15 protein-coding genes are annotated in these 18483 nt (G+C 70.4%); 10 read left to right on the top strand and 5 right to left on the bottom strand.

The annotated features are described in order from the left end of the window. Nucleotides 1–45: 45 nt before the first annotated feature. A complete protein-coding gene (locus ACSHXC_RS12300; protein ID WP_438291629.1) occupies nucleotides 46–1443 on the bottom strand; it encodes a sensor histidine kinase in 1398 nt (465 codons plus the stop codon). Further along, complete coding sequence (locus ACSHXC_RS12295; RefSeq protein WP_438291627.1) at nucleotides 1440–2135, bottom strand: response regulator transcription factor; 696 nt, start codon at nucleotides 2133–2135, stop codon at nucleotides 1440–1442. The genes ACSHXC_RS12300 and ACSHXC_RS12295 overlap by 4 nt, the downstream gene beginning before the upstream one ends. Nucleotides 2136–2198: 63 nt before the next feature. Between ACSHXC_RS12295 and ACSHXC_RS12290 the strand changes: the two genes are divergently transcribed. After that, the gene (locus ACSHXC_RS12290; protein ID WP_438291625.1) at nucleotides 2199–3344 is read left to right on the top strand and encodes a UDP-N-acetylglucosamine--N-acetylmuramyl-(pentapeptide) pyrophosphoryl-undecaprenol N-acetylglucosamine transferase; all 1146 of its coding nucleotides are present in this window, start codon (nucleotides 2199–2201) and stop codon (nucleotides 3342–3344) included. Beyond that, the gene (locus tag ACSHXC_RS12285; RefSeq protein ID WP_438291624.1) at nucleotides 3341–4354 is read left to right on the top strand and encodes a GDP-mannose 4,6-dehydratase; all 1014 of its coding nucleotides are present in this window, start codon (nucleotides 3341–3343) and stop codon (nucleotides 4352–4354) included. Before ACSHXC_RS12290 ends, ACSHXC_RS12285 begins: the two co-directional genes overlap by 4 nt. Before the next feature lie 4 nt (nucleotides 4355–4358). Here the strand turns inward: ACSHXC_RS12285 and ACSHXC_RS12280 are convergent, their stop codons facing one another. Together ACSHXC_RS12280 and ACSHXC_RS12275 are read right to left on the bottom strand one after the other, a co-directional pair. Continuing rightward, a complete protein-coding gene (locus tag ACSHXC_RS12280; protein ID WP_438291623.1) occupies nucleotides 4359–4520 on the bottom strand; it encodes a hypothetical protein in 162 nt (53 codons plus the stop codon). A 121-nt stretch (nucleotides 4521–4641) separates the two neighbouring features. Continuing rightward, complete coding sequence (locus ACSHXC_RS12275) at nucleotides 4642–5277, bottom strand: TetR/AcrR family transcriptional regulator (RefSeq protein ID WP_438291622.1); 636 nt, start codon at nucleotides 5275–5277, stop codon at nucleotides 4642–4644. A 289-nt stretch (nucleotides 5278–5566) separates the two neighbouring features. Between ACSHXC_RS12275 and ACSHXC_RS12270 the strand changes: the two genes are divergently transcribed. The 8 genes from ACSHXC_RS12270 (at nucleotide 5567) to ACSHXC_RS12235 (ending at nucleotide 17181) form a co-directional block, all read left to right on the top strand. Continuing rightward, complete coding sequence (locus ACSHXC_RS12270; protein ID WP_438291621.1) at nucleotides 5567–6538, top strand: tetratricopeptide repeat protein; 972 nt, start codon at nucleotides 5567–5569, stop codon at nucleotides 6536–6538. A 644-nt stretch (nucleotides 6539–7182) separates the two neighbouring features. Beyond that, entirely contained in the window at nucleotides 7183–7851 is a 669-nt protein-coding gene (locus ACSHXC_RS12265) for a DUF6230 family protein (RefSeq protein WP_438291620.1), read from the top strand. A gap of 113 nt (nucleotides 7852–7964) precedes the next feature. Next, nucleotides 7965–8531, top strand: coding sequence for a DUF6114 domain-containing protein (locus ACSHXC_RS12260; protein WP_438291619.1), 567 nt, complete (start codon nucleotides 7965–7967; stop codon nucleotides 8529–8531). Continuing rightward, entirely contained in the window at nucleotides 8521–9831 is a 1311-nt protein-coding gene (locus ACSHXC_RS12255) for a hypothetical protein (RefSeq protein ID WP_438291618.1), read from the top strand. Before ACSHXC_RS12260 ends, ACSHXC_RS12255 begins: the two co-directional genes overlap by 11 nt. A 195-nt stretch (nucleotides 9832–10026) precedes the next feature. Further along, the gene (locus ACSHXC_RS12250) at nucleotides 10027–10386 is read left to right on the top strand and encodes a hypothetical protein (protein WP_438291617.1); all 360 of its coding nucleotides are present in this window, start codon (nucleotides 10027–10029) and stop codon (nucleotides 10384–10386) included. After that, nucleotides 10383–14669, top strand: coding sequence for a DUF6531 domain-containing protein (locus ACSHXC_RS12245; protein ID WP_438291616.1), 4287 nt, complete (start codon nucleotides 10383–10385; stop codon nucleotides 14667–14669). Before ACSHXC_RS12250 ends, ACSHXC_RS12245 begins: the two co-directional genes overlap by 4 nt. 1 nt (nucleotide 14670) lies before the next feature. Then, nucleotides 14671–15480 (top strand): colicin immunity domain-containing protein, encoded by an 810-nt coding sequence (locus ACSHXC_RS12240; protein ID WP_438291615.1) that lies wholly within the window; start codon nucleotides 14671–14673, stop codon nucleotides 15478–15480. Nucleotides 15481–15714: 234 nt separating this feature from the next. Further along, nucleotides 15715–17181, top strand: coding sequence for a hypothetical protein (locus tag ACSHXC_RS12235; protein WP_438291614.1), 1467 nt, complete (start codon nucleotides 15715–15717; stop codon nucleotides 17179–17181). On the opposite strand, the gene ACSHXC_RS12230 is transcribed toward ACSHXC_RS12235, so the two are convergent. After that, a complete protein-coding gene (locus ACSHXC_RS12230) occupies nucleotides 17160–18398 on the bottom strand; it encodes a D-alanyl-D-alanine carboxypeptidase family protein (RefSeq protein WP_438291613.1) in 1239 nt (412 codons plus the stop codon). The genes ACSHXC_RS12235 and ACSHXC_RS12230 overlap by 22 nt on opposite strands. Nucleotides 18399–18483 lie beyond the last annotated feature (85 nt).

The following is an 18483-nucleotide window of genomic DNA, read 5'->3' as shown; positions in this document are numbered from 1 at the left end:
GGGTGGGGTGGGGGCTCCCCGGGGTCTGGGGCGGAGCCCCAGGGCTCAGCCTGGCCCACCCTCGCTCGGGAGCGTCAGGCGGAACAGGGCTCCGCCGCCCGGGGCCTGATGGGCTGTCAGGTCGGCGCCATGTGCCCGCGCGATCTGGCGGGCCATCGCCAGGCCGAGCCCCGACCCCGGCAACGCCCGCGCCTGCTCCGCCCGGTAGAACCGGTCGAAGACATGAGGGAGGTCGGCCGGCGCGATACCCGGCCCGTGGTCCCGTACCGTCAACTCGCCCGCCAGCAGCACCACTTCCACCGGCGCCCCGGCCGGGCTGAACTTCGCCGCGTTGTCCAGGAGGTTGGAGATCAGGCGGGCAAGCCGGGCCGGCACGCCCGGCAGCGTCGCCGACGCGTCGGACAGGTCCAGTTCGAAGGGCGTCGCCGGCCAGTGCGTCCGGGCCGTATCCACCGTGTGCGCGAGCAGCGGGGCCAACCGGACCTCCTCCAGGAGCGGCGTCGGCTCCTCGTCCCTCGCCAGGTCGATCAGGTCGTTGACCAGGACGGACACCTCGCGGATCTGGCGGCCGAGGGCGGCCGAGGCCCGGTCGCGCTGGGCCGGGGTCAGGCGGTCGGCCCGGGCGAGGAGCTCGGCGTTCGTACGGAGGGCGGTCAGGGGCGTACGCAACTCGTGGGACGCGTCCGCGACCAGGCGGCGCTGGGCCGTCACCGACTGCTCCAGCTCGCCCAGCATCGTGTTGAAGGACGCCGCGAGCCGGGTCACCTCGTCCTCCTTGTCCGGCGGGCCGGGCGGCAGCTCGATGCGGTGGCTCGGGTCGCGGGTGGCCGCGATGTGCTCGGCCGTCGCGGTGAGCCGGGCCACGGGGGCCAGGCCCGTGCGGGACACCCAGTAGCCGAGCGCGGCGGCGAGCAGCACCCCGGCGGCTCCCACCCCGCTCAGCAGCCCCGCCGCCTGGCCCACGCCCTTGCGTACCGCGTCCGAACGCAGGGCCACCTGAAGGGACTTGTCCTGGAGGCCGATGCGCTGGGTGAACATCCGCGCGGGCTCGCCGCTGGGCAGCGTGATGTTGGTGAAGTAGCCGTTGCGGGCCCCGACCGCGACCTGGCGCACCGGCGGGCTCACAGGCAGCAGATAGCCCTTGCCGGGGTCCTTTGCCGGGTCGGCGGGGACGACCTGCGCGCACGCGGGAGCGGACTGGAAGCGGCACTCCCCGGCCAGCACCCCGGGGGCCTCGCCCCGGTGCTGCTGGATGACGAGGGTCGCCGACTGCGTCAGGTTCAGGTCGAGCTGGTGGTAGAGCTCGTACCGGATCACGAAGAACGCGGCCGTGCACACCCCGACCGCGACCAGCGCCACCGCGGCCGAGGCCGCCACCGCGAGCCGGGTGCGCAGCGGGCGGTGGCGGCGCCAGCGGGCGCCCAGGCGCCGACGGGAGCTCACGAGGCGTCCAGGCGGTAGCCGACGCCGTGCACCGTGTGGACCAGGCGCGGCTCGCCCGCCGCCTCCAGCTTGCGGCGCAGATAACCGACGTACACGGCAAGGGAGTTGGAGTCCGGGCCGAAGTCGCGGCCCCAGACCAGCTCGTGGATGAGCTCCCTCGGCAGCACCTGCCCCGGGTTGCGCATCAGGAGTTCCATCAGGGCGAACTCGGTACGCGTGAAGTCGATCGGGCGCTCGCCCCGGCGGGCGGTGTGCGCGACCGGGTCCACCACCAGGTCCGCGTACCGCAGCTCCTGCTGTTCGGCGGGGTCGGGCGCCGCGCGTCGCAGCAACGCCCGTACGCGTGCGATGAGTTCGTCCAGGGCGAAGGGCTTGACCAGGTAGTCGTCCGCGCCCGCCTCCAGGCCGTCCACCCGCTCGCTCACCGAGTCGAGGGCGGTCAGGACCAGGACCGGCGTGCGGTCGCCCATCGCGCGCAGCTGGCGGCACACCCCCAGGCCGTCGAGGACCGGCATCATCACGTCCAGGACGATCGCGTCCGGCCGCCAGGCGGCCACCTCGGAGAGGGCCGCGAGCCCGTCCTGGGCGCCCTTCACCTCGTACCCCTCCACCGCGAGGCCGTCCTCGACGGCTGCCCGTACCTCCGGCTCGTCGTCGACGACGAGAATTCTGACCGCGCGCGTGGTGCTCATGGGCAAAGCCTGCCAAACGCGGCTCTTAGAACCCTCTTAGGCCGCCCCGTGAACCTCGGTGCCATGCGCACACCATTGTCAGTAGTGATCGGGGCGGGCGGGACCGGCGGGCACATCTACCCCGGACTCGCACTCGCCGAGGCGCTGCGGCGGGCCGTCCCCGACGCGGTGATCTCCTTCGTCGGCACGACCCGGGGCCTGGAGGGCAAGCTCATACCGGGCGCCGGCTACCACCTGCACACCGTCGACATGATCCCCTTCGACCCCTCGCTCGGCGCCAAGCGGTATCTGCTGCCCGCCGCGCTGCTGAAGTCGGGCGCGCAGTGCCGGGCCATCCTCAAGGCCCAGCGCGCCCAGGTCGCGATCGGCATGGGCGGCTACCCCAGCGCCCCGGTCATCGTCGGCGCGAAGATGGCCGGGCTGCCCAGCCTCATCCACGAGTCCAACGCGGTGCCGGGACGCGCCAACCAGTTCGCGGCCCGGCTCACCTCCCACATCGCGGTCGCCTTCGACCGCAGCCGCGCCCACCTCGCGGGCGGCCAGGACGCCATCACCACCGGCATGCCCATCGCCGCCTCGCTCGCCTCCCTCGACCGCACGACGATGCGCACCGAGGCCCGGCGCGCCCTCGGCGTGCCGCCCGGGGCGCGCCTCGTCCTCGTCAACGGCGGCAGCCTCGGCGCGGCCCGGCTCACCGCGGCGGCGATCGGCCTGGCCGAACGCTGGCGGGAGCGGGCCGACGTCCACCTCCTCATCAAGACCGGACCGGCTCAACTGGAGGACACTGAGCGGCAGTTGGCCTCCCTGCCGGGCGCGCGGGCGGTGCCCTACCTCGACCGGATGGACCTCGCGTACGCGGCCGCCGACCTCGTCGTGTGCCGAGCCGGCTCGGCGACCGTCGCCGAACTCGCCGCGACCGGGGTGCCCGCCGTCCTCGTGCCCTACCCGCACGCGCCCGGCGACCACCAGACCCACAACGCCCGGGTCCTCTCCGACGCGGGCGCCGGCCTGCTCGTCCCGGATGCCGAGACCACCGCGTTCCGCCTGGCCGGCCTCATCGAACCGCTCCTGGCCGACCCGGCCCGGCTCGCCGCGATGAGCGGCGCCGCCGACCCCGGCAACCACGCCCGGGCCGCCGACCTCCTGGCCGCCAGGGTCCTCGAACTCGCCTCCTACCCCACCTCGTACACCAGGGAGTACGCAGCATGAGCACTGTGAACACGAGCACCGTCAACACGTGGCAGAACCGCACCGTCCTCGTCACCGGCGCCGAGGGCTTCATCGGCTCGACGCTGGTCGACCTGCTCGTCGGACTCGGCGCGAACGTCAGGGCGTTCGTCCACTACAAGCCGTACGCCGAGAAGGGCTTCCTCGCCCACCTCATCGGCCACCCCCAGGTGGAGATGGTCTCCGGGGACGTCCGCGACGCGGGCCGGGTCTCGGACGCCGTCGCCGGCTGCGACACCGTCTTCCACCTCGCCGCCCTCATCGGCATCCCGTACAGCTACGACTCCCCGGGCGCCTACGTCCAGACGAACGTCGTCGGCACCGAGAACGTCGCCGAGGCCTGCCGCCGCCACTCCGTGCGCCGCCTCGTCCACACCTCCACCAGCGAGGTGTACGGCACTGCCCTGACCGCCCCGATCAGCGAGCAGCACCCGCTCCAGCCGCAGTCGCCGTACTCCGCGTCCAAGATCGGCGCCGACATGATGGCGCTCTCGCACTGGCACGCCTTCGAGCTCCCGGTGACCGTGGTGCGCCCCTTCAACACCTACGGCCCGCGCCAGTCCGCCCGCGCCGTGATCCCCACCATCCTGGCCCAACTGCACGCGGGCGTACGGGAGATCAAGCTCGGCTCGCTCACCCCGACCCGCGACTTCACGTACGTCACCGACACCGCGCGGGGCTTCCTCGCGGTCGCCGAGTGCGACCGGGCGCTCGGCGAGGTCGTGAACCTGGGCACGGGCCGCGAGATAGCGATCGGCGACCTCGCCGAGGCGCTCATCGCCGCATCGGGCCGCGAGGCCTCGGTCGTCGTCGACCCGGCACGGCTTCGTCCGTCGGGCAGCGAGGTGGAACGACTGCTCTCCGACAACACGCGGGCCCGCGAGTGGGCGGGCTGGGAGCCGGAAGTGAGCCTGGAGGAAGGCCTGAAGCGGACGTCGGGCTGGGTGGAGGAAAACCTCTCGCTGTTCGCGCCGACGCGCTACCAGGTCTGAGCCCTCAGACCATCCACCGCGTGTGGCTGAGGTCCCACAGCACCCAGGCCATCAGGCCGAAGAAGAACAGCAGGACGCAGAACAGGCAACAGGCCACCTCATGCCCCGGTTTGCGCTTCTGGTAGACGCCGTCACGCTCGTCGGGCCATCCCGGTGTCCGTCCCATCCCGCGAGCCTCGCAGGCGAGGGGCACGGGGCGGGCCCGGTGGGATCACGGTCCGGCCACACCTGGCGGATCCGGCGGTATCACGGTCCGGCCACGCCGGGCCGCCCCGCCTGCCCGCGGCTCAGGCCGTCGCGGCCAGTCCCGCGCAGATCAGCAGGGTGAAGTCGCGGGCCCACTCCTCGTCCACCGGTTCCGCGCTGACCAGCGCCCGGTGCACGACCGCGCCCGCCACCACGTCGAAGATGAGGTCGGTGTGGCGGGCGGAGACGGCCGGGTCGGCCTCGTAGGGGAGTTCGCCACGGGCCTGGGCCCGTTCGCGGCCGATCAGAACCAGCCGCTTCTGGCGGTCCACGATGGCCGAGCGGATCCGCCCGCGGAGGGCGTCGTCCCGGGTGGATTCGGCCACCACGGCCATCAGCGCGGTCTTCGTCTCGGGGCGCTCCAGGAGGGCCGCGAACTGGAGGACGACGCCCTCCACATCGGCCACCAGGCTGCCCAGGTCCGGGAGTTCGAGCTCGTCGAAGAGGACCGCGACCGCGTCCACGACGAGCTCGTTCTTGCCCGCCCAGCGGCGGTAGAGCGTCGTCTTGGCCACCCCGGCCCGCGTCGCCACGTCCCCCATCGTGAACTTCGACCAGCCGAGGTCGACCAGTGCCTCCCGGGTCGCCAGCAGGATCGCGGCATCGGCCTCGGCGCTGCGAGGCCGACCTGTACGACCCGTACAGGACGGTCTCGCGGCTCGGGATGAAGAAGGCATGACGGCGACCATACCGGCCGGTAGCAATCACGCCAGGGGGCGTGCGGTGTGCGCGAGATCACCCCGCGCGCCGGGGCCGCACCAGTTACGCTACGGCTCGTAGCGAAAGCCGTGAGCGGCCTTCCGCGACAACCACATGTCACACGGCGCCGGGGTGGGGACCCAGGTGCCATCAGGAAAGATCCGCGGTCCGTCCGTGAGCCTCGCAATCCGGCGGGAGGCAACGGATGGGCCCCGGATCCTGCCACCGGATGACCACGCACCGTCGCGGAAGGGGGAGGATGTACGCATGCAGCCTAGGAACATGTCCATGAGCGGCGTCGTCGACCTCGCCGCGGTGAAGGCGGCCGGTGAGGCCAAGAGCAAGGCGGAGCAGGCGCGAGCCGAGGCAGCCCGCCAGGGCGGGGTCCCGGCGGTCGCGCCGTCCGCCCTCGTCATCGATGTCGACGAGGCCTCCTTCGAACGCGATGTCCTGACCCGCTCCTCCGAGGTGCCGGTCGTCATCGACTTCTGGGCCGAGTGGTGCGAGCCCTGCAAGCAGCTCGGCCCGCTGTTGGAGCGTCTCGCCGTCGAGTACAACGGCCGCTTCCTCCTTGCCAAGATCGACGTCGACGCCAACCAGATGCTGATGCAGCAGTTCGGGATCCAGGGGATCCCGGCCGTCTTCGCGGTCGTCGCCGGCCAGGCGCTGCCCCTCTTCCAGGGCGCGGCCCCCGAGGCGCAGATCCGCGAGACCCTCGACCAGCTGGTGCAGGTCGCCGAGGAGCGCTTCGGCCTGACCGGCATCGAGGTCGACCCGAACGCGGCGGCGGCCCCCGCGGCCGATGCGCAGGCCCCGGCGGGCCCGTACGACGCACTGCTCGAAGCCGCTGTGCGGGCCCTCGACTCGGGCGATCTGGCCGGCGCGGTCCAGGCGTACCGGAACGTGCTGAGCGACGACCCGGGCCACCCGGAGGCCAAGCTCGGTCTCGCGCAGGCCGAACTGCTCCAGCGGGTCCAGTCGCTCGACCCCCAGCAGGTCCGCAAGGACGCCGCCGAGAAGCCCGCCGATGTGGCGGCGCAGATCGTGGCGGCCGACCTCGATCTGGTCGGCGGTCATGTCGAGGACGCCTTCGGGCGGCTCGTCGAGACCGTGCGGCGCACGTTCGGTGACGACCGCGACGCGGCCCGGGTCCGGCTCCTCGAACTCTTCGAGGTGATCGGCGGGGACGACCCGCGCGTCACGGCGGCGCGAACCGCGCTGGCGAGGGTCCTCTTCTGATCCACCGGTGGACGCCTCCGGGCGTTCACCGACCTGTCACCGAATGAGTGCCGAACGCGGTACGCGACGGACGATTTGGCGACAGAGAGACAAGAGGCGGCCGCGCTTTACCAAAACTTGGTAAACGCGGCCGCTGTTACTTGCAGTAAGTTGAGCCGCTTCTTACGTCCGCATTTCAGCGGCGATTTCCCCTTCTGTCCGGTCACTCGGCGGCACCCTGCGTGCCCGGCCGATGCCGACCGGTCGCGCTTCGGTTATCGGGCCGTTACTGGCTAGTAACGATCCCTCTTGTGTCGCGGCTCCGAATGCACCACGATCGGCCACGCTCGGTCCAATAACGCACCAGCCCGACAGCCACTCGGCGCTGCCGCCCATTTGGGTCCCCACCGGGCCGGCCGGTGGCAGTGACACCGGTCGTGGACAGGGGGGTCTCTGCTCTCCGGCAGGGCCTGTCCAGCAGGTTGCGCGAACGCGTGGCCAGTGGTTGTCGCTCGGGGGTGATCGCCGGTGTCGGACGAAGTGCGCGAGTCGTACGCGGTCGACCTCCCGTGCGCTCCCCTTCCCGAGGACGTAGCACTTCTCCCATCCCGTGACAGCCCTTGAGGGTCCGTCCCGGAGATGTACGTCCGAGAAGGAGGAAAGTCATGGAGTCCCAAGTACGTGGCGGGACCAGATGGAAGCGGTTCGCGCTGGTCATGGTGCCGAGCGTGGCCGCGACGGCCGCGATAGGCGTCGGCCTGGCACAGGGTGCGCTCGCCGCGTCGTTCAGCGTGTCCGGTGTCGACTTCAAGGTGACGACGGAGTCGCTGGACGGCAAGAACCTGCTGCAGTACGGGTCGGTCGCCAGCGGCAAGTCGCTCGACGGCAAGGACGCGAACCACCCGGTCGTCGTGTCCGGCTTCAGCAGTGCCGAGATCAGCAAGATGTGCCAGTCGGTCGTGCAACCGCTGCCGTTCGGCCTCGGTGACGTGACGATGAAGCTGAAGGCGGGCGGTGGCGACAAGGTCGAGGCCACAAACCTCTACCTGGATGTGCACGAGCTCGACACCAACGCCGAGTTCACGAACATCGACATCGGTGTCGCGGCGGGCGAGGGCAAGGGCCCGACGAAGATCCAGAACGGGAAGGACGGGAAGCCCAACGGCAACCCGTACGGATTCGCGCAGCGCGCCGACAGGGCGGTCCTCAAGGACGTGACCCAGCGCGCCTGGGCGACCACCGCGGGCACGTTCAAGCTCAGCGGACTGAGTCTGCGTCTGTCCGGCGGACAGCACGAGTGCGAGGCGTGGCAGAAGGAATTCCCCAACAACTAGGGAGTTCCCCAGCCGAGCCCCCCGGTGGCCGCTGAGCGCCCACGGCGCCCTCCCGGCCACCGGGAACCTTCTCTTCTTTTCACAGCAACAGCGGTACCAGGGAGCTGTTTTCCATGAGCGCCGAGACCACAGGTTCCCGCGATTCGAGCGATGCCCGCGACTTCCGATACTGGCGGCTTCGGTTCCGGGCCTGGCGCGGCAGGCGGCCGTTCTGGGCGGGCCTGCTCACCATCGCGGGCGGCGTGCCCATCATGTACTTCCCGTACGCCAACATGGAGCTCGGGAACGTCACCATCGCCATGTCGACCACGGCGGGCGCCGGTTCGCTGATCATCGGTGTGCTGCTGGTCACGCTGGGCCTGACCATGTGGTTCCACAGTGTGGTGAGAACCTTCGCGGGCATCGCGGCCATCCTGCTGGCGCTGATCTCCCTGCCCATCGCCAACATCGGCGGCTTCGTCATCGGGTTCCTGCTCTCCCTGTTCGGCGGCGCGCTGGCCTGTGCCTGGGTGCCGGCCAAGCCGAGGCGGCGCGACAAGGCCGACGGGGCCGTCGGGGACGTACCAGGTGGGTCCGGGCCCGAGGGCCGGGTCCTTCCCGCATCGCGCGAGGAGCAGACCGGAACGGCCGCCCACGATACGACAGTTGACGCCAACGGCGGGAGGAACAGTGCGGGGTGACGAGACGCAGCTGGACTCGACCGGAGGCGGCGACCCGCGGGAAAGAAGAGGGCCGCGCCACGCGGCCCCGAGGAAGTCGCTCCTGACCAAGTGGCAGATGCCCGCGGGCAAGGCGATGGCGCTCGCCGCCATGCCCACGGCCGTCCTGGTCGGCATGAGCCTCACGCCCAAGCTCGCGATGGCCGACGACAAGACGGACATCCCGTTCGCCCCCGGCCCCTGTGTGACCCGCTCGGACAGCCCCTCGGGCTCGCCGAGCCCGGCCGGCAGCGCGTCGGACAAGGCGTCGCCGAGCCCGTCGGCGGCGAAGTCGGACGACCCGGCGTCGAAGTCCAAGACGCCCGCGCCCACGGCCTCCGGTTCGGCCGGGGACGCCGTCGACAAGCTCCTGAAGCCGGCCCAGCCCGCGGCCAAGTCGTCCACGGCCGACGCTCCGGCGAAGCCTGCCGAGACCCCGCCGCCCGCCAAGACGACCAACCCGCTGGACCCGCTGGGGCTGGGTGACGCGCTCAAGGGTCTGTTCGGCATCCACGACACGCCGAGCCCGGCGCCCACCCCGAGCACGTCGACGGCGGCCCCCGCGCCGAAGCCCTCGGCGAGCACGGCCGCGCCCAAGCCGTCGACGAAGGCGTCCAAGCCCGCCACCACCGAGGACAAGCCGGTCGACAAGACGGCGGACGCGATCAAGAAGGCGGCCGACGAGGCGGGCCAGAAGGTGGCCGAACTCCCGGACGCGGCAAAGGGGTTGGACCCCAAGAAGGACACCGCCATCCCCGACGGTGCCAAGCCCCCCTTCCCGTGCCCGACCGCCGACCCGAAGGCGCTCGCCGCGGCCAAGCAGGACAGCGGCGTCCCGACGCTGCCCACGCAGCCCTGGATCCTCAAGAGCTCGAAGCTCACCCTGAAGGGGTTGAACTACGAGGGAATCGTCGAGGTCAAGGCGGGCGACACGACCAAGAAGGTCCTCAAGTTCACGGCCTCGGCCGTGGACATCGACAACCTGGACCAGCAGGTGTACGGGCCGGAGGTGGGTGGCCAGCCCACCACCGCCCATGTCGTGGCCCGCTCCGGCTCGCAGTCGACGATCCGCAACGGCACGGTGACGATGTACACGGAGGAGCTGAAGGGCAACCTCTTCGGCCTCATCCCGGTCACCTTCAGCCCGGCCACCCCGCCGCCGCTGAACGTCCCGTACGCCTTCTTCACCAACGTGACGGTCCGCCAGGCAGGCCAGTTCGGCGGCACCCTGACCGTCCCCGGCCTCCACAACTACGTCACGAACGGCAACCCCACGACGTAACCCCAAGTACCCATCCGGGAGCCGCAGTTGAGCCGTGGCTCGCATTCCCCTCGGGGGTGCGGGCCACGGCTGCGCTTCACCGCGCACGCGACGGATCCATTACTTCCGCTTGGATGCTGTTTGGAGTTTCCTTTACCTGTCGCTCCTAGGGTCGGGAAAGTTCGGGCGGGCAACGGGAAACGCGGGGAGTGCTGGGTGGGCGACGACGGCAAGGTTCTGGACATCAAGGTCGCGGATGTGAAACTCACCGCGCCGGTCTTCCATGAGCAGGCCACGAACCTGAGCACGGCGCTGACCAACCTCGTTCACGCCCTCGACGGATTCGGCGCGCCGTGGGGCGACGACGACCAGGGCAAGGCGTTCCACGACGCGTACGCGCCCCAGCAGAAGGTCATCGAGCGGGCGGCGGGCACACTGGTACTGGGCCTGGTCAGCATTCATGAGGCGATGGTCGACATGTCCGACGGGCATGTGGACAACGAGCAGTTGATCGCCGGGATGTTCACGAAGATCAAGAAGCCGGTGGATGCCACGGACGGCGACGATTCCGAATGAGCATCGAGGACGAGGCAAAGAAGGTCCTGCTCAAGTTGGGTATGTGGTGGCCGGACGCCAATTCCGGCACCTTGCGGCACGCCGCCGATGCCTGGCGTACCTTCGCCGACGCGGTCGACGACGTACGGACGCCGGTGAACAACGCGGCGTCCGCCCTCATCCACAACAACAAGGGTGAGGCGATAGACGCGTTCGAGATCTTCTGGGGCCGGTATGCGAAGGACGGCAACGCGGGCTGGCTGAGCGACCTCTCCAAGTCGGCCCGGAAGATGGCGGAGGCCCTCGACAAGTTCGCCGACGCCGTCGATCACGCCATCCACAAGCTCTGGATTCAGATCGGGATCGATGCGGCCGTCATCGCGGGCGGCATCGGGCTGGCGTTTCTCACCGCGGGGCTCGCCTCCGGTGCTGCGGTCGCGGCCGCCGATGCCATCATCGAGCTCGGTGGCACTCTCGGTGTCGCGGTCTCTGCTACCGTCGCCGAGATCGCTGCGGGGACCCTGGTCGCAGCCGCCTTCGGTGGAATCGAATCGGTCACGGTCGACCTCGCGGTCGCTCAGCCCCTGAAGATCGCGACGGGCCAGCAGAAGGGGCTGAGCCTGGACGAGATCAACCAGGCGGCCAAGGACGGCATGATCTACGGTGGTGCGTTCGGCGCGGGCAGCGGCGTCCTGAAGGCCGGTGCCGAGGGCGCCTTCACCAACCCGAGCCCCTTCATGCTCCGGCCTCCTTCGCTCCGCCCGGACCTGGTCGAACTGGGGCCCGCCGCCCGGCAGGCCGACCGCACCCCGTGCGTCGGCGAGCCCATCGACGTCGCCACCGGCGCGATGCTGATGACCCAGACCGACCTGAGCCTGCCCGGCGCACTCCCCCTCGTCTTCGCCCGCACCCACCTGTCGTCGTACCGAGCGGGTACATGTTTCGGCCCGACGTGGATATCCAGCCTCGACGAATGCCTTCAGATCGACGCCGAGGGAGTGGTGTTCGCCGCAGCCGACGGCATGCGGCTCGTGTACCCGGTGCCGAAGGCGGGCGAGCCGGTGCTGCCCGCCAAGGGCGCCCGCTGGCCCCTGGAGTGGGACGGCAAGCCCGACGGCGTCATGACCGTGACCGACCCCGACACCGGGGTGGTCCGCAGCTTCGGCACGCCGCTGCCCTCCGACACCTTCGGGGTCTTCCGGCTACCGGTGGACAGCTGGCAAGACCGTAATGGCGCGCGCATCGACGTCGAGCGCTCCGACCAGGGGATACCCGTCGGTCTGAGGCACAGCGGCGGCTACTACCTCGCCGTGGACACCCGCGGCCGGCGCATCACGGCCCTGCGACTCCTGGACGAAGCCCCGTCCCGCTATGAGCCACACGTCGCACCGTCAGATGCCGGAGCGGTGGTGATGAGCTACGGCTACGACGAGGAGGGCAACCTCACCGAGGTGATCAACTCTTCGGGCGAGCCGCTGAAGTACGCGTACGACGGTCAGGGCAGGATCACCAAGTGGGCCGACCGCAACGGGACTTGGTTCTCGTACGTCTACGACCAGCGCGGCCGAGTCGTGCGCACCGACGGCATCGACGGCATCCTCTCGGGTTCGCTGACATACGACGAGACCGCCCGCACCACGACTTACACGGATTCCCTGGGCCGCCGCTCGACCCACCGCTACAACGCCGAGGGAATGGTCGTCGAGGAGACCGACCCGCTCGGTCACACCACCCGCACCGAATGGGACGATCGCGGCGACAAGCCGCTGACGATCACGGACCCACTGGGACGGACCACGCGGTACACGTATGACGAAGCCGGCGCCCTCGTGGAACTCACCCTGCCAGACCGGTCCGTCGCACGGGCGGCGTACAACGCCCTCGGACAGCCGGTCGAGGTCACCGACCCCAGCGGCGCTACCTGGCGCCACACGTACGACGCCGCGGGAAACCTGCTCACGACGACGGACCCGCTCGGCGCCGAAACGCGTTGCACCTACGACGAGTCCGGGCATCTGGTCGCTGTGACGGATGCCCTCGGCCACACCCGGACGGTCGTAGTGAACGCGGCCGGACTCCCACTGGCGGTAACCGACGGGCTGGGCCACACCACGGCCGTGCGCCGTGACGCCTGGGGCCGGGTCGTGCAGGTGACCGACCCGATGGGCCACGTGGTCCGCATGGGCTGGACAGTCGAGGGCAAACCGGAGTGGCACGAGCACGCCGACGGCAGCCGGGAGTCGTGGACGTGGGACGGCGAAGGCAACCTCCTCACCCACGCTGACACGGCAGGCAACCTGACCCGTCACACCGTGGGCCCCTTCGACGTACCGGCCACCCGCACCGACCCCGACGGCGCGGCCTACGCCTTCGCCTACGACACCGAGCTCCGGCTGACCGAAGTCACCAATCCGCAAGGTCTCACATGGTCGTACACCTACGACGACGCGGGCAGGCTGGTCGCGGAAACAGACTTCAACGGCCGGACCCTGACTTACGCCCACGACGCGGCAGGCGGTCTGGCTGCGCGCACGAACGGGGCGGGAGAGACGCTGCGGTTCACCCGGGACGCGATGGGTCGCGTCACGGAGCAGCAGTCGGACACAGGCGAGGTGACCACGTATGAGTACGACGCGACGGGCGAGCTCGTCCGCGCGGTCAACGCAGACACCGAGGTAGTCACTCGGCGCGATGCGCTGGGCCGTGAACTCGACGAAACGGTCAACGGCCGAACGACGACCTTCGCATACGACCCGCTGGGGCGGCGCGTCCGCCGGGTCACCCCCTCGGGCCTGGTGTCCGAGTGGGCCTACGATGCGGCCGGGCGCCATGTGCAACTGTGCACGGAACATGGAGAGTTGACATTCACGTACGACGCATCGGGCCGCGAGACCGAACGCCGTATCGGCAGCGACGTGGTGCTCAGCCAGACCTGGGACGCAACCGACCGGCTCACGGCTCAGACCCTGAAGTCGGGAGGCGCCGATGCCAGTCGCCTCCTCCAGTACTGTACGTACGCATATCGTGCGGATGGTCATCTGGCCGAAATCCGTGAACTCGCCTCGGGCACCAGGAAGTTCGACCTGGACGCGATGGGTCGGGTCACCGGCGTCCGGGCCCACGGCTGGATCGAGACGTATGCCTACGACGCGATGGGCAACCTGTCACATGCAACCGCGCCCGCCCACGAATCCGCCGGTGACCGTGAGTTCGACGGAGCCCTCATACGCCGAGCCGGCCGCACGACGTACGAGCACGACTCCCAGGCCCGCCTCATCCGAAGGACCCGCAGGCTCCTCAACGGGCAGCAGCGGACCTGGGCGTATGTCTGGAGCGCCGAGGACCGGCTGACGGAGGCCATCACGCCCGACGGAGCGCGCTGGCGGTACGCGTACGATCCGCTCGGCCGCCGCATTTCGAAACACCGGGTCGCCGAGGACGGCTCGACCGCGGAGCGAACAGAGTTCACCTGGGACAACACCCGGCTCGCCGAGCAGAAGGCGCCGGACGGCAGGTACACCACCTGGGACTATGAGCCGGGCACCCACCGCCCTCTCACCCAGACCGACCACAAGCCGGTAGTCCGCGGGGCAGGAGCGTCCTTCCTCTCCACGCTTGACGAGGACTACTCGACGCGTTTTCACGCTGTCGTGGCTGACGTGGCGGGTAGCCCGACCGAACTGGTCTCCTTGGACGGTCGGCTCGGATGGCACCGGCGCACGACTTTGTGGGGCACGTCATTCCCCGCCCCCACGGATGTGGAATCCGTGGACTGCCCGATCCGATTCCCAGGCCAGTATGCCGACGACGAAACGGGTCTGAACTACAACTTTTTCCGGTACTACGATCCTGAGTCGGGCCGGTACATCTCAGCGGACCCCCTCGGCCTGTCGCCGGCTCCCAATCCCATGGCCTATGTCGCGAACCCGAGTACCTGGGTCGATTTGCTCGGCCTCGCCCCCTGTACGGCGGCCAAGGCGAAGTGGGAGGAGCAGGCAGACTTCACCAGCCAGAAGTCCATGAGTAAGAAGTACGACGCGCACGCCGGAGACTTCCTGCAGTCTCCCGGTCCCCGGAACAAGGCGAACATGAGTGCCTTCGAGGATGCCATGCGGGAACATATGAAGGCACCCGGAACGAAGATCTACCGCTTTCAGTATCGCAATCAAGGACCGGCTGTCGGGTTCATCGATCCGGCCACTCAGAAGATGGTGATGCTCCGGCCCAACGGAGAGTTCTGGTCGGCATGGAAGCTTTACGACAACCAGTTCACGAACATCGTCGAAAACGGGAAGCTGAAATAGCGTGACTTCCAATAATCCAATCACGTGCGGCGAGCTGACAGGCGCCCTGCTGTCCACGCCGCATCGGTTCAGTGGTGCCTGGCTCGCCGAGGGCGGCAAGAGTGAGGTGCCGCTGCCGGGGGAGGGGTACCTGGACCTGGCGCTCGCGCAGCGGACGGCTGCGGGAGCGCGGACGGCCGGCTTTGCATACGTGCTGAGCGCGCCGACCGGGCCGGAGGCTGAGAGCGCTGAGCCACAACACCTTCCGGCGGATGCTGAAGCCATGGTGGGGGGCATCCGCTGGCCAGGTGAGCCGGTCCTCCTTTCCCTGCCCGACCTCACCGGCGCCATACTCCTCACTGGGGACGGTTATGCGCTGGCCGCCGGACGGAGGGCCTTCATCGAAGGCGCGGTGCCGGAGGGGGCCGACCAGGCGCGGGCGGCTTTCTCCAGATACGGGCGGCGCGTAGCTGTCAGGCACCCTGCGGTGGCCGAGGTGGCAGCCGATTTCACCGGGTTCCAGCGGACGTGGAACAGGGCGGCCCACGTAGTGGCCGGTTCCGGGGTCGACCATCAGCTGGTTCTGATGAACTCGTTCTCTGCGGATGGCATTTCCGCAGAAGCCTTCGCCCGAGAGTGGCTGGAGGCGCGTCGTCGGAGCCTCAACGCCAAGGAGCGCATTGGCCAAGACCTTTCCAGCGCGTTGGAAGAGGTTTTCTATGCGCTGGAGGACTTTCCGATCGACCCGTCTCTGCGGGACGAGAGCGACCTCACGGTCGAGCAATTGAGAGCGGTAGTGATGGAGGCGCTTCGCCGTGCGGACGGGGCGTAGGAGGTCTTGCGGAAGCGGTGTGGTGCGCGGGGCACCCGGGAGGGAATGGAGCGAGACGCTCGGCGCCCTGTAGCGAGCCGCTTCAAGGCCTCACGGCACCTCAAGCAGGGACCTTTGGCGGAGTGACAGTGCGCGGAGGTGGTCGACACTCGGAGAAGAACCTACGGATCCGTAGGTTGCGTACGCCTCGTGTCCAGCGCACCCCTGATGCGCCACCCCGAAGAACGGACCCCCATGCCGACTCCCAACCGCCCCCGCCCCCAGATCATCCAGGGCGGCATGGGGGTAGCCGTGTCGGGGTGGCGGCTTGCGCGGGCCGTGGCGCGGGGTGGGCAGCTCGGGGTGGTGTCCGGGACCGCGCTCGATGCCGTGCTCGCGCGCAGGCTCCAGCTCGGCGACCCCGGCGGGCACATGCGGCGGGCGCTCGCCGCCTTCCCCGTGCCGGAGGCCGCCGCGTACGTCCTTGAGCGGTACTTCGTCGAGGGTGGGGTCGATCCCGGCGAGCGGATGCGGGCCATGGCCCGGCTGCGGGTCGACCGGGGCGAGGCCGCCGAACTCCTCACCGTGCTCGGCAACTTCGTCGAGGTCTGGCTTGCCAAGGAGGGGCACGACGGGCCCGTCGGGGTCAACTACCTCGCGAAGATCCAGCTCGCCACCGCGCCCGCCCTGTTCGGCGCGATCCTCGCCGGGGTCGACCACGTCCTGGTCGGCGCGGGGATCCCCGGGCAGATCCCCGCCCTCGCCTCGCGACTCGCCCGCGCGGAATCCGTCACCACCCTGGTCGGTGTGGAAGGGGATGAGGAGCCGCTCCCTTACACCTTCGATCCGGTGGGTGGGGTCATGGCTCAACTACCGCCCGCAACACGCCAGTTGAAGCGCCCGGACGTGCTTGCCATCGTCTCGCTGCCCGTCCTCGCCTCCTATCTCGTCCGGGATCCGGCCACCCGGCCCGACGGGTTCGTCATCGAGACGCACCGGGCCGGCGGGCACAGCGCCCCGCCGCGCGGGAAGCTCTCGCTGGATGCGGGAGGCGAGCCGGTGTACGGGCCGCGCGACCATCCCGACCTCGCCAAGGTCGCCGCCCTCGGGATCCCGTTCTGGCTCGCGGGCGGTGCCGCGCATCCCGAGCGGCTGGCCGGGGCGCGGGCCCTGGGGGCGGTCGGCGTGCAGCTCGGCAGCGTGTTCGCGCTCTGCGAGGAGTCGGGGCTGCGGGACGATCTGCGCAGGGAGTTGAGGGCGCGGGCCCGGGCCGGGACGCTGAGGGTGCGCAACGATCCGCGGGCCTCGCCGACCGCCTTCCCGTTCAAGGTGGCCGAGCTCCCCGGAACCCTGTCCGAGGAGGCGGTGCGGGCGGCGAGGAGGCCCGTGTGCGACCTCGGGTATCTGCGCACGCCGGCCCGCGCGGCGAGCGGGGCGCTGGTCTACCGCTGTGCCGCCGAGCCGATCGCCGCGTACGTGCGCAAGGGCGGCGACGCCGTGGACACCGCCGGGCGGGTGTGTCTGTGCAACGGGCTGCTCGCGACCGTGGGGCTCGGGCAGCGCAGGCCCGGCGGGGCGGACGAGCCGCCCGTCGTCACCATCGGGCAGGACCTCGGGTTCCTCGACGACATCGGCCCGGACGGCCGCCCCTATACGGCCGCCGAGGTCATCGACTGGATGCTGGGCGCCGGGACCCCGGCTCAGATCACCGCGTCGGTCTGAGACTTCGCCTTCTTGCGGCGGGTCAGGACCAGGACGCCCGCGCCCCCCGCCACGACCACCGCCGCGCCGATGCCGGCCCAGCCGAGCGCGCCCAGGCCCGAGTCGGACGAGCCGGCCGCGGCGCCCGTCGCCGTGCCTGCCTTGCCGTCACCGGAGGCGGGTGCGGCCGTGTCGAGGGTGCCGACCGGGGTGGCCCTGCCGACCGCCGTGAAGCCCCAGTCCAGGAGCTGGCGCATCTCGGTGTAGACCTTGTCGCGCTTGGCCTCCTGCGGGTTCATCACCGTCACCACCAGCGTGTGGCCGTCCCGCTGGGCCGCCTCGGCCAGGGTGTTGCCCGCGTTCGTGGTGTAGCCGTTCTTGCCGCCGATCAGGCCGGGGTACTTGGCGACGCCCTCGATGCCGGACAGCATGCGGTTGGTGTTGGAGATCCCGAACGGCTTGCCCTTGGTGTTGGGGCCGCCGGGGAACTCGGCCGAGGCCGTACCGCAGTACTCCTTGAAGTCCTTGTTCTTCAGGCCCGAGCGCAGGAACAGGGCCAGGTCGTACGCCGAGGACACCTGGCCGGGCGCGTCGTAGCCGTCCGGGCTCAGCACGTGGGTGTCCTTGGCGCCGAGGCTCTCGGCCTTCTTCTGCATGTCGGCGACGGTCTTGTCGACGCCGCCGTTCATCGCCGAGAGCACATGCACCGCGTCGTTGCCCGAGCGCAGGAACACCCCGCGCCACAGGTCGGGCACCTTGTACGTCTGGCCGGGCACGATGCCGACCGCGCTGCTGCCGTCGCCCATGCCCTTGAGGTCCTCGTCGCCGACCTTGCGGCTCGCGTCGTGCGGCACCCCGGGCAGCACGGTGTCCGCGAAGAGCATCTTCAGGGTGCTGGCCGGGGGGAGCGGCCAGTGCGCGTTACGCGCCGCGAGCACCTGGCCGGTGTCGGCGTCCGCCACGACCCAGGACAGCGCGGAGAGTCCCGGGGGCAAGGCCGGTGCGCCCGCGCCCACTTGATCGCCCGGCTTGCCCAACTGCGCGCCGCCCGCCTGCGACATGGCCGCCGGCGGCTCCTTCTTCGCCTCGCCGCCGGGCGCCCCCGGCGTCGCCGACTTGGGCGGCTTCGCGGGGTGACCGCTCGCCACGGCCGGGCCGACGGCGGTGCCCGCGGTGACCGCGGTGGCGGTGAGCGCCACGAGTGCGCGTCGGACCTGCGGCGATATGGGAAGACGCATGAATGTGAACGTACCCCAGGAGGTGTCATGGAATTGATTCGTCCGCCCGTGGAATTTGCCACGCCTTGTTCATGGAACGGACAAG

The sequence above is a fragment of the Streptomyces sp. HUAS TT7 genome (assembly GCF_051550175.1).
In the GTDB taxonomy this organism is placed as follows: Bacteria; Actinomycetota; Actinomycetes; order Streptomycetales; family Streptomycetaceae; genus Streptomyces.
Note: the sequence above shows the minus strand (reverse complement) of the source record. Positions and strands in the feature narration are given on the sequence as shown.

What these genes read in the sequence shown, in the direction of transcription:
- ACSHXC_RS12295 (WP_438291627.1), bottom strand. Translation starts at nt 2,135, where the DNA reads ATGAGCACCACGCGCGCGGTCAGAATTCTCGTCGTCGACGACGAGCCG.
- ACSHXC_RS12290 (WP_438291625.1), top strand. Translation starts at nt 2,199, where the DNA reads ATGCGCACACCATTGTCAGTAGTGATCGGGGCGGGCGGGACCGGCGGG.
- ACSHXC_RS12285 (WP_438291624.1), top strand. Translation starts at nt 3,341, where the DNA reads ATGAGCACTGTGAACACGAGCACCGTCAACACGTGGCAGAACCGCACC.
- ACSHXC_RS12280 (WP_438291623.1), bottom strand. Translation starts at nt 4,520, where the DNA reads ATGGGACGGACACCGGGATGGCCCGACGAGCGTGACGGCGTCTACCAG.
- ACSHXC_RS12275 (WP_438291622.1), bottom strand. Translation starts at nt 5,277, where the DNA reads ATGCCTTCTTCATCCCGAGCCGCGAGACCGTCCTGTACGGGTCGTACA.
- ACSHXC_RS12270 (WP_438291621.1), top strand. Translation starts at nt 5,567, where the DNA reads ATGCAGCCTAGGAACATGTCCATGAGCGGCGTCGTCGACCTCGCCGCG.
- ACSHXC_RS12265 (WP_438291620.1), top strand. Translation starts at nt 7,183, where the DNA reads ATGGAGTCCCAAGTACGTGGCGGGACCAGATGGAAGCGGTTCGCGCTG.
- ACSHXC_RS12260 (WP_438291619.1), top strand. Translation starts at nt 7,965, where the DNA reads ATGAGCGCCGAGACCACAGGTTCCCGCGATTCGAGCGATGCCCGCGAC.
- ACSHXC_RS12245 (WP_438291616.1), top strand. Translation starts at nt 10,383, where the DNA reads ATGAGCATCGAGGACGAGGCAAAGAAGGTCCTGCTCAAGTTGGGTATG.
- ACSHXC_RS12235 (WP_438291614.1), top strand. Translation starts at nt 15,715, where the DNA reads ATGCCGACTCCCAACCGCCCCCGCCCCCAGATCATCCAGGGCGGCATG.
- ACSHXC_RS12230 (WP_438291613.1), bottom strand. Translation starts at nt 18,398, where the DNA reads ATGCGTCTTCCCATATCGCCGCAGGTCCGACGCGCACTCGTGGCGCTC.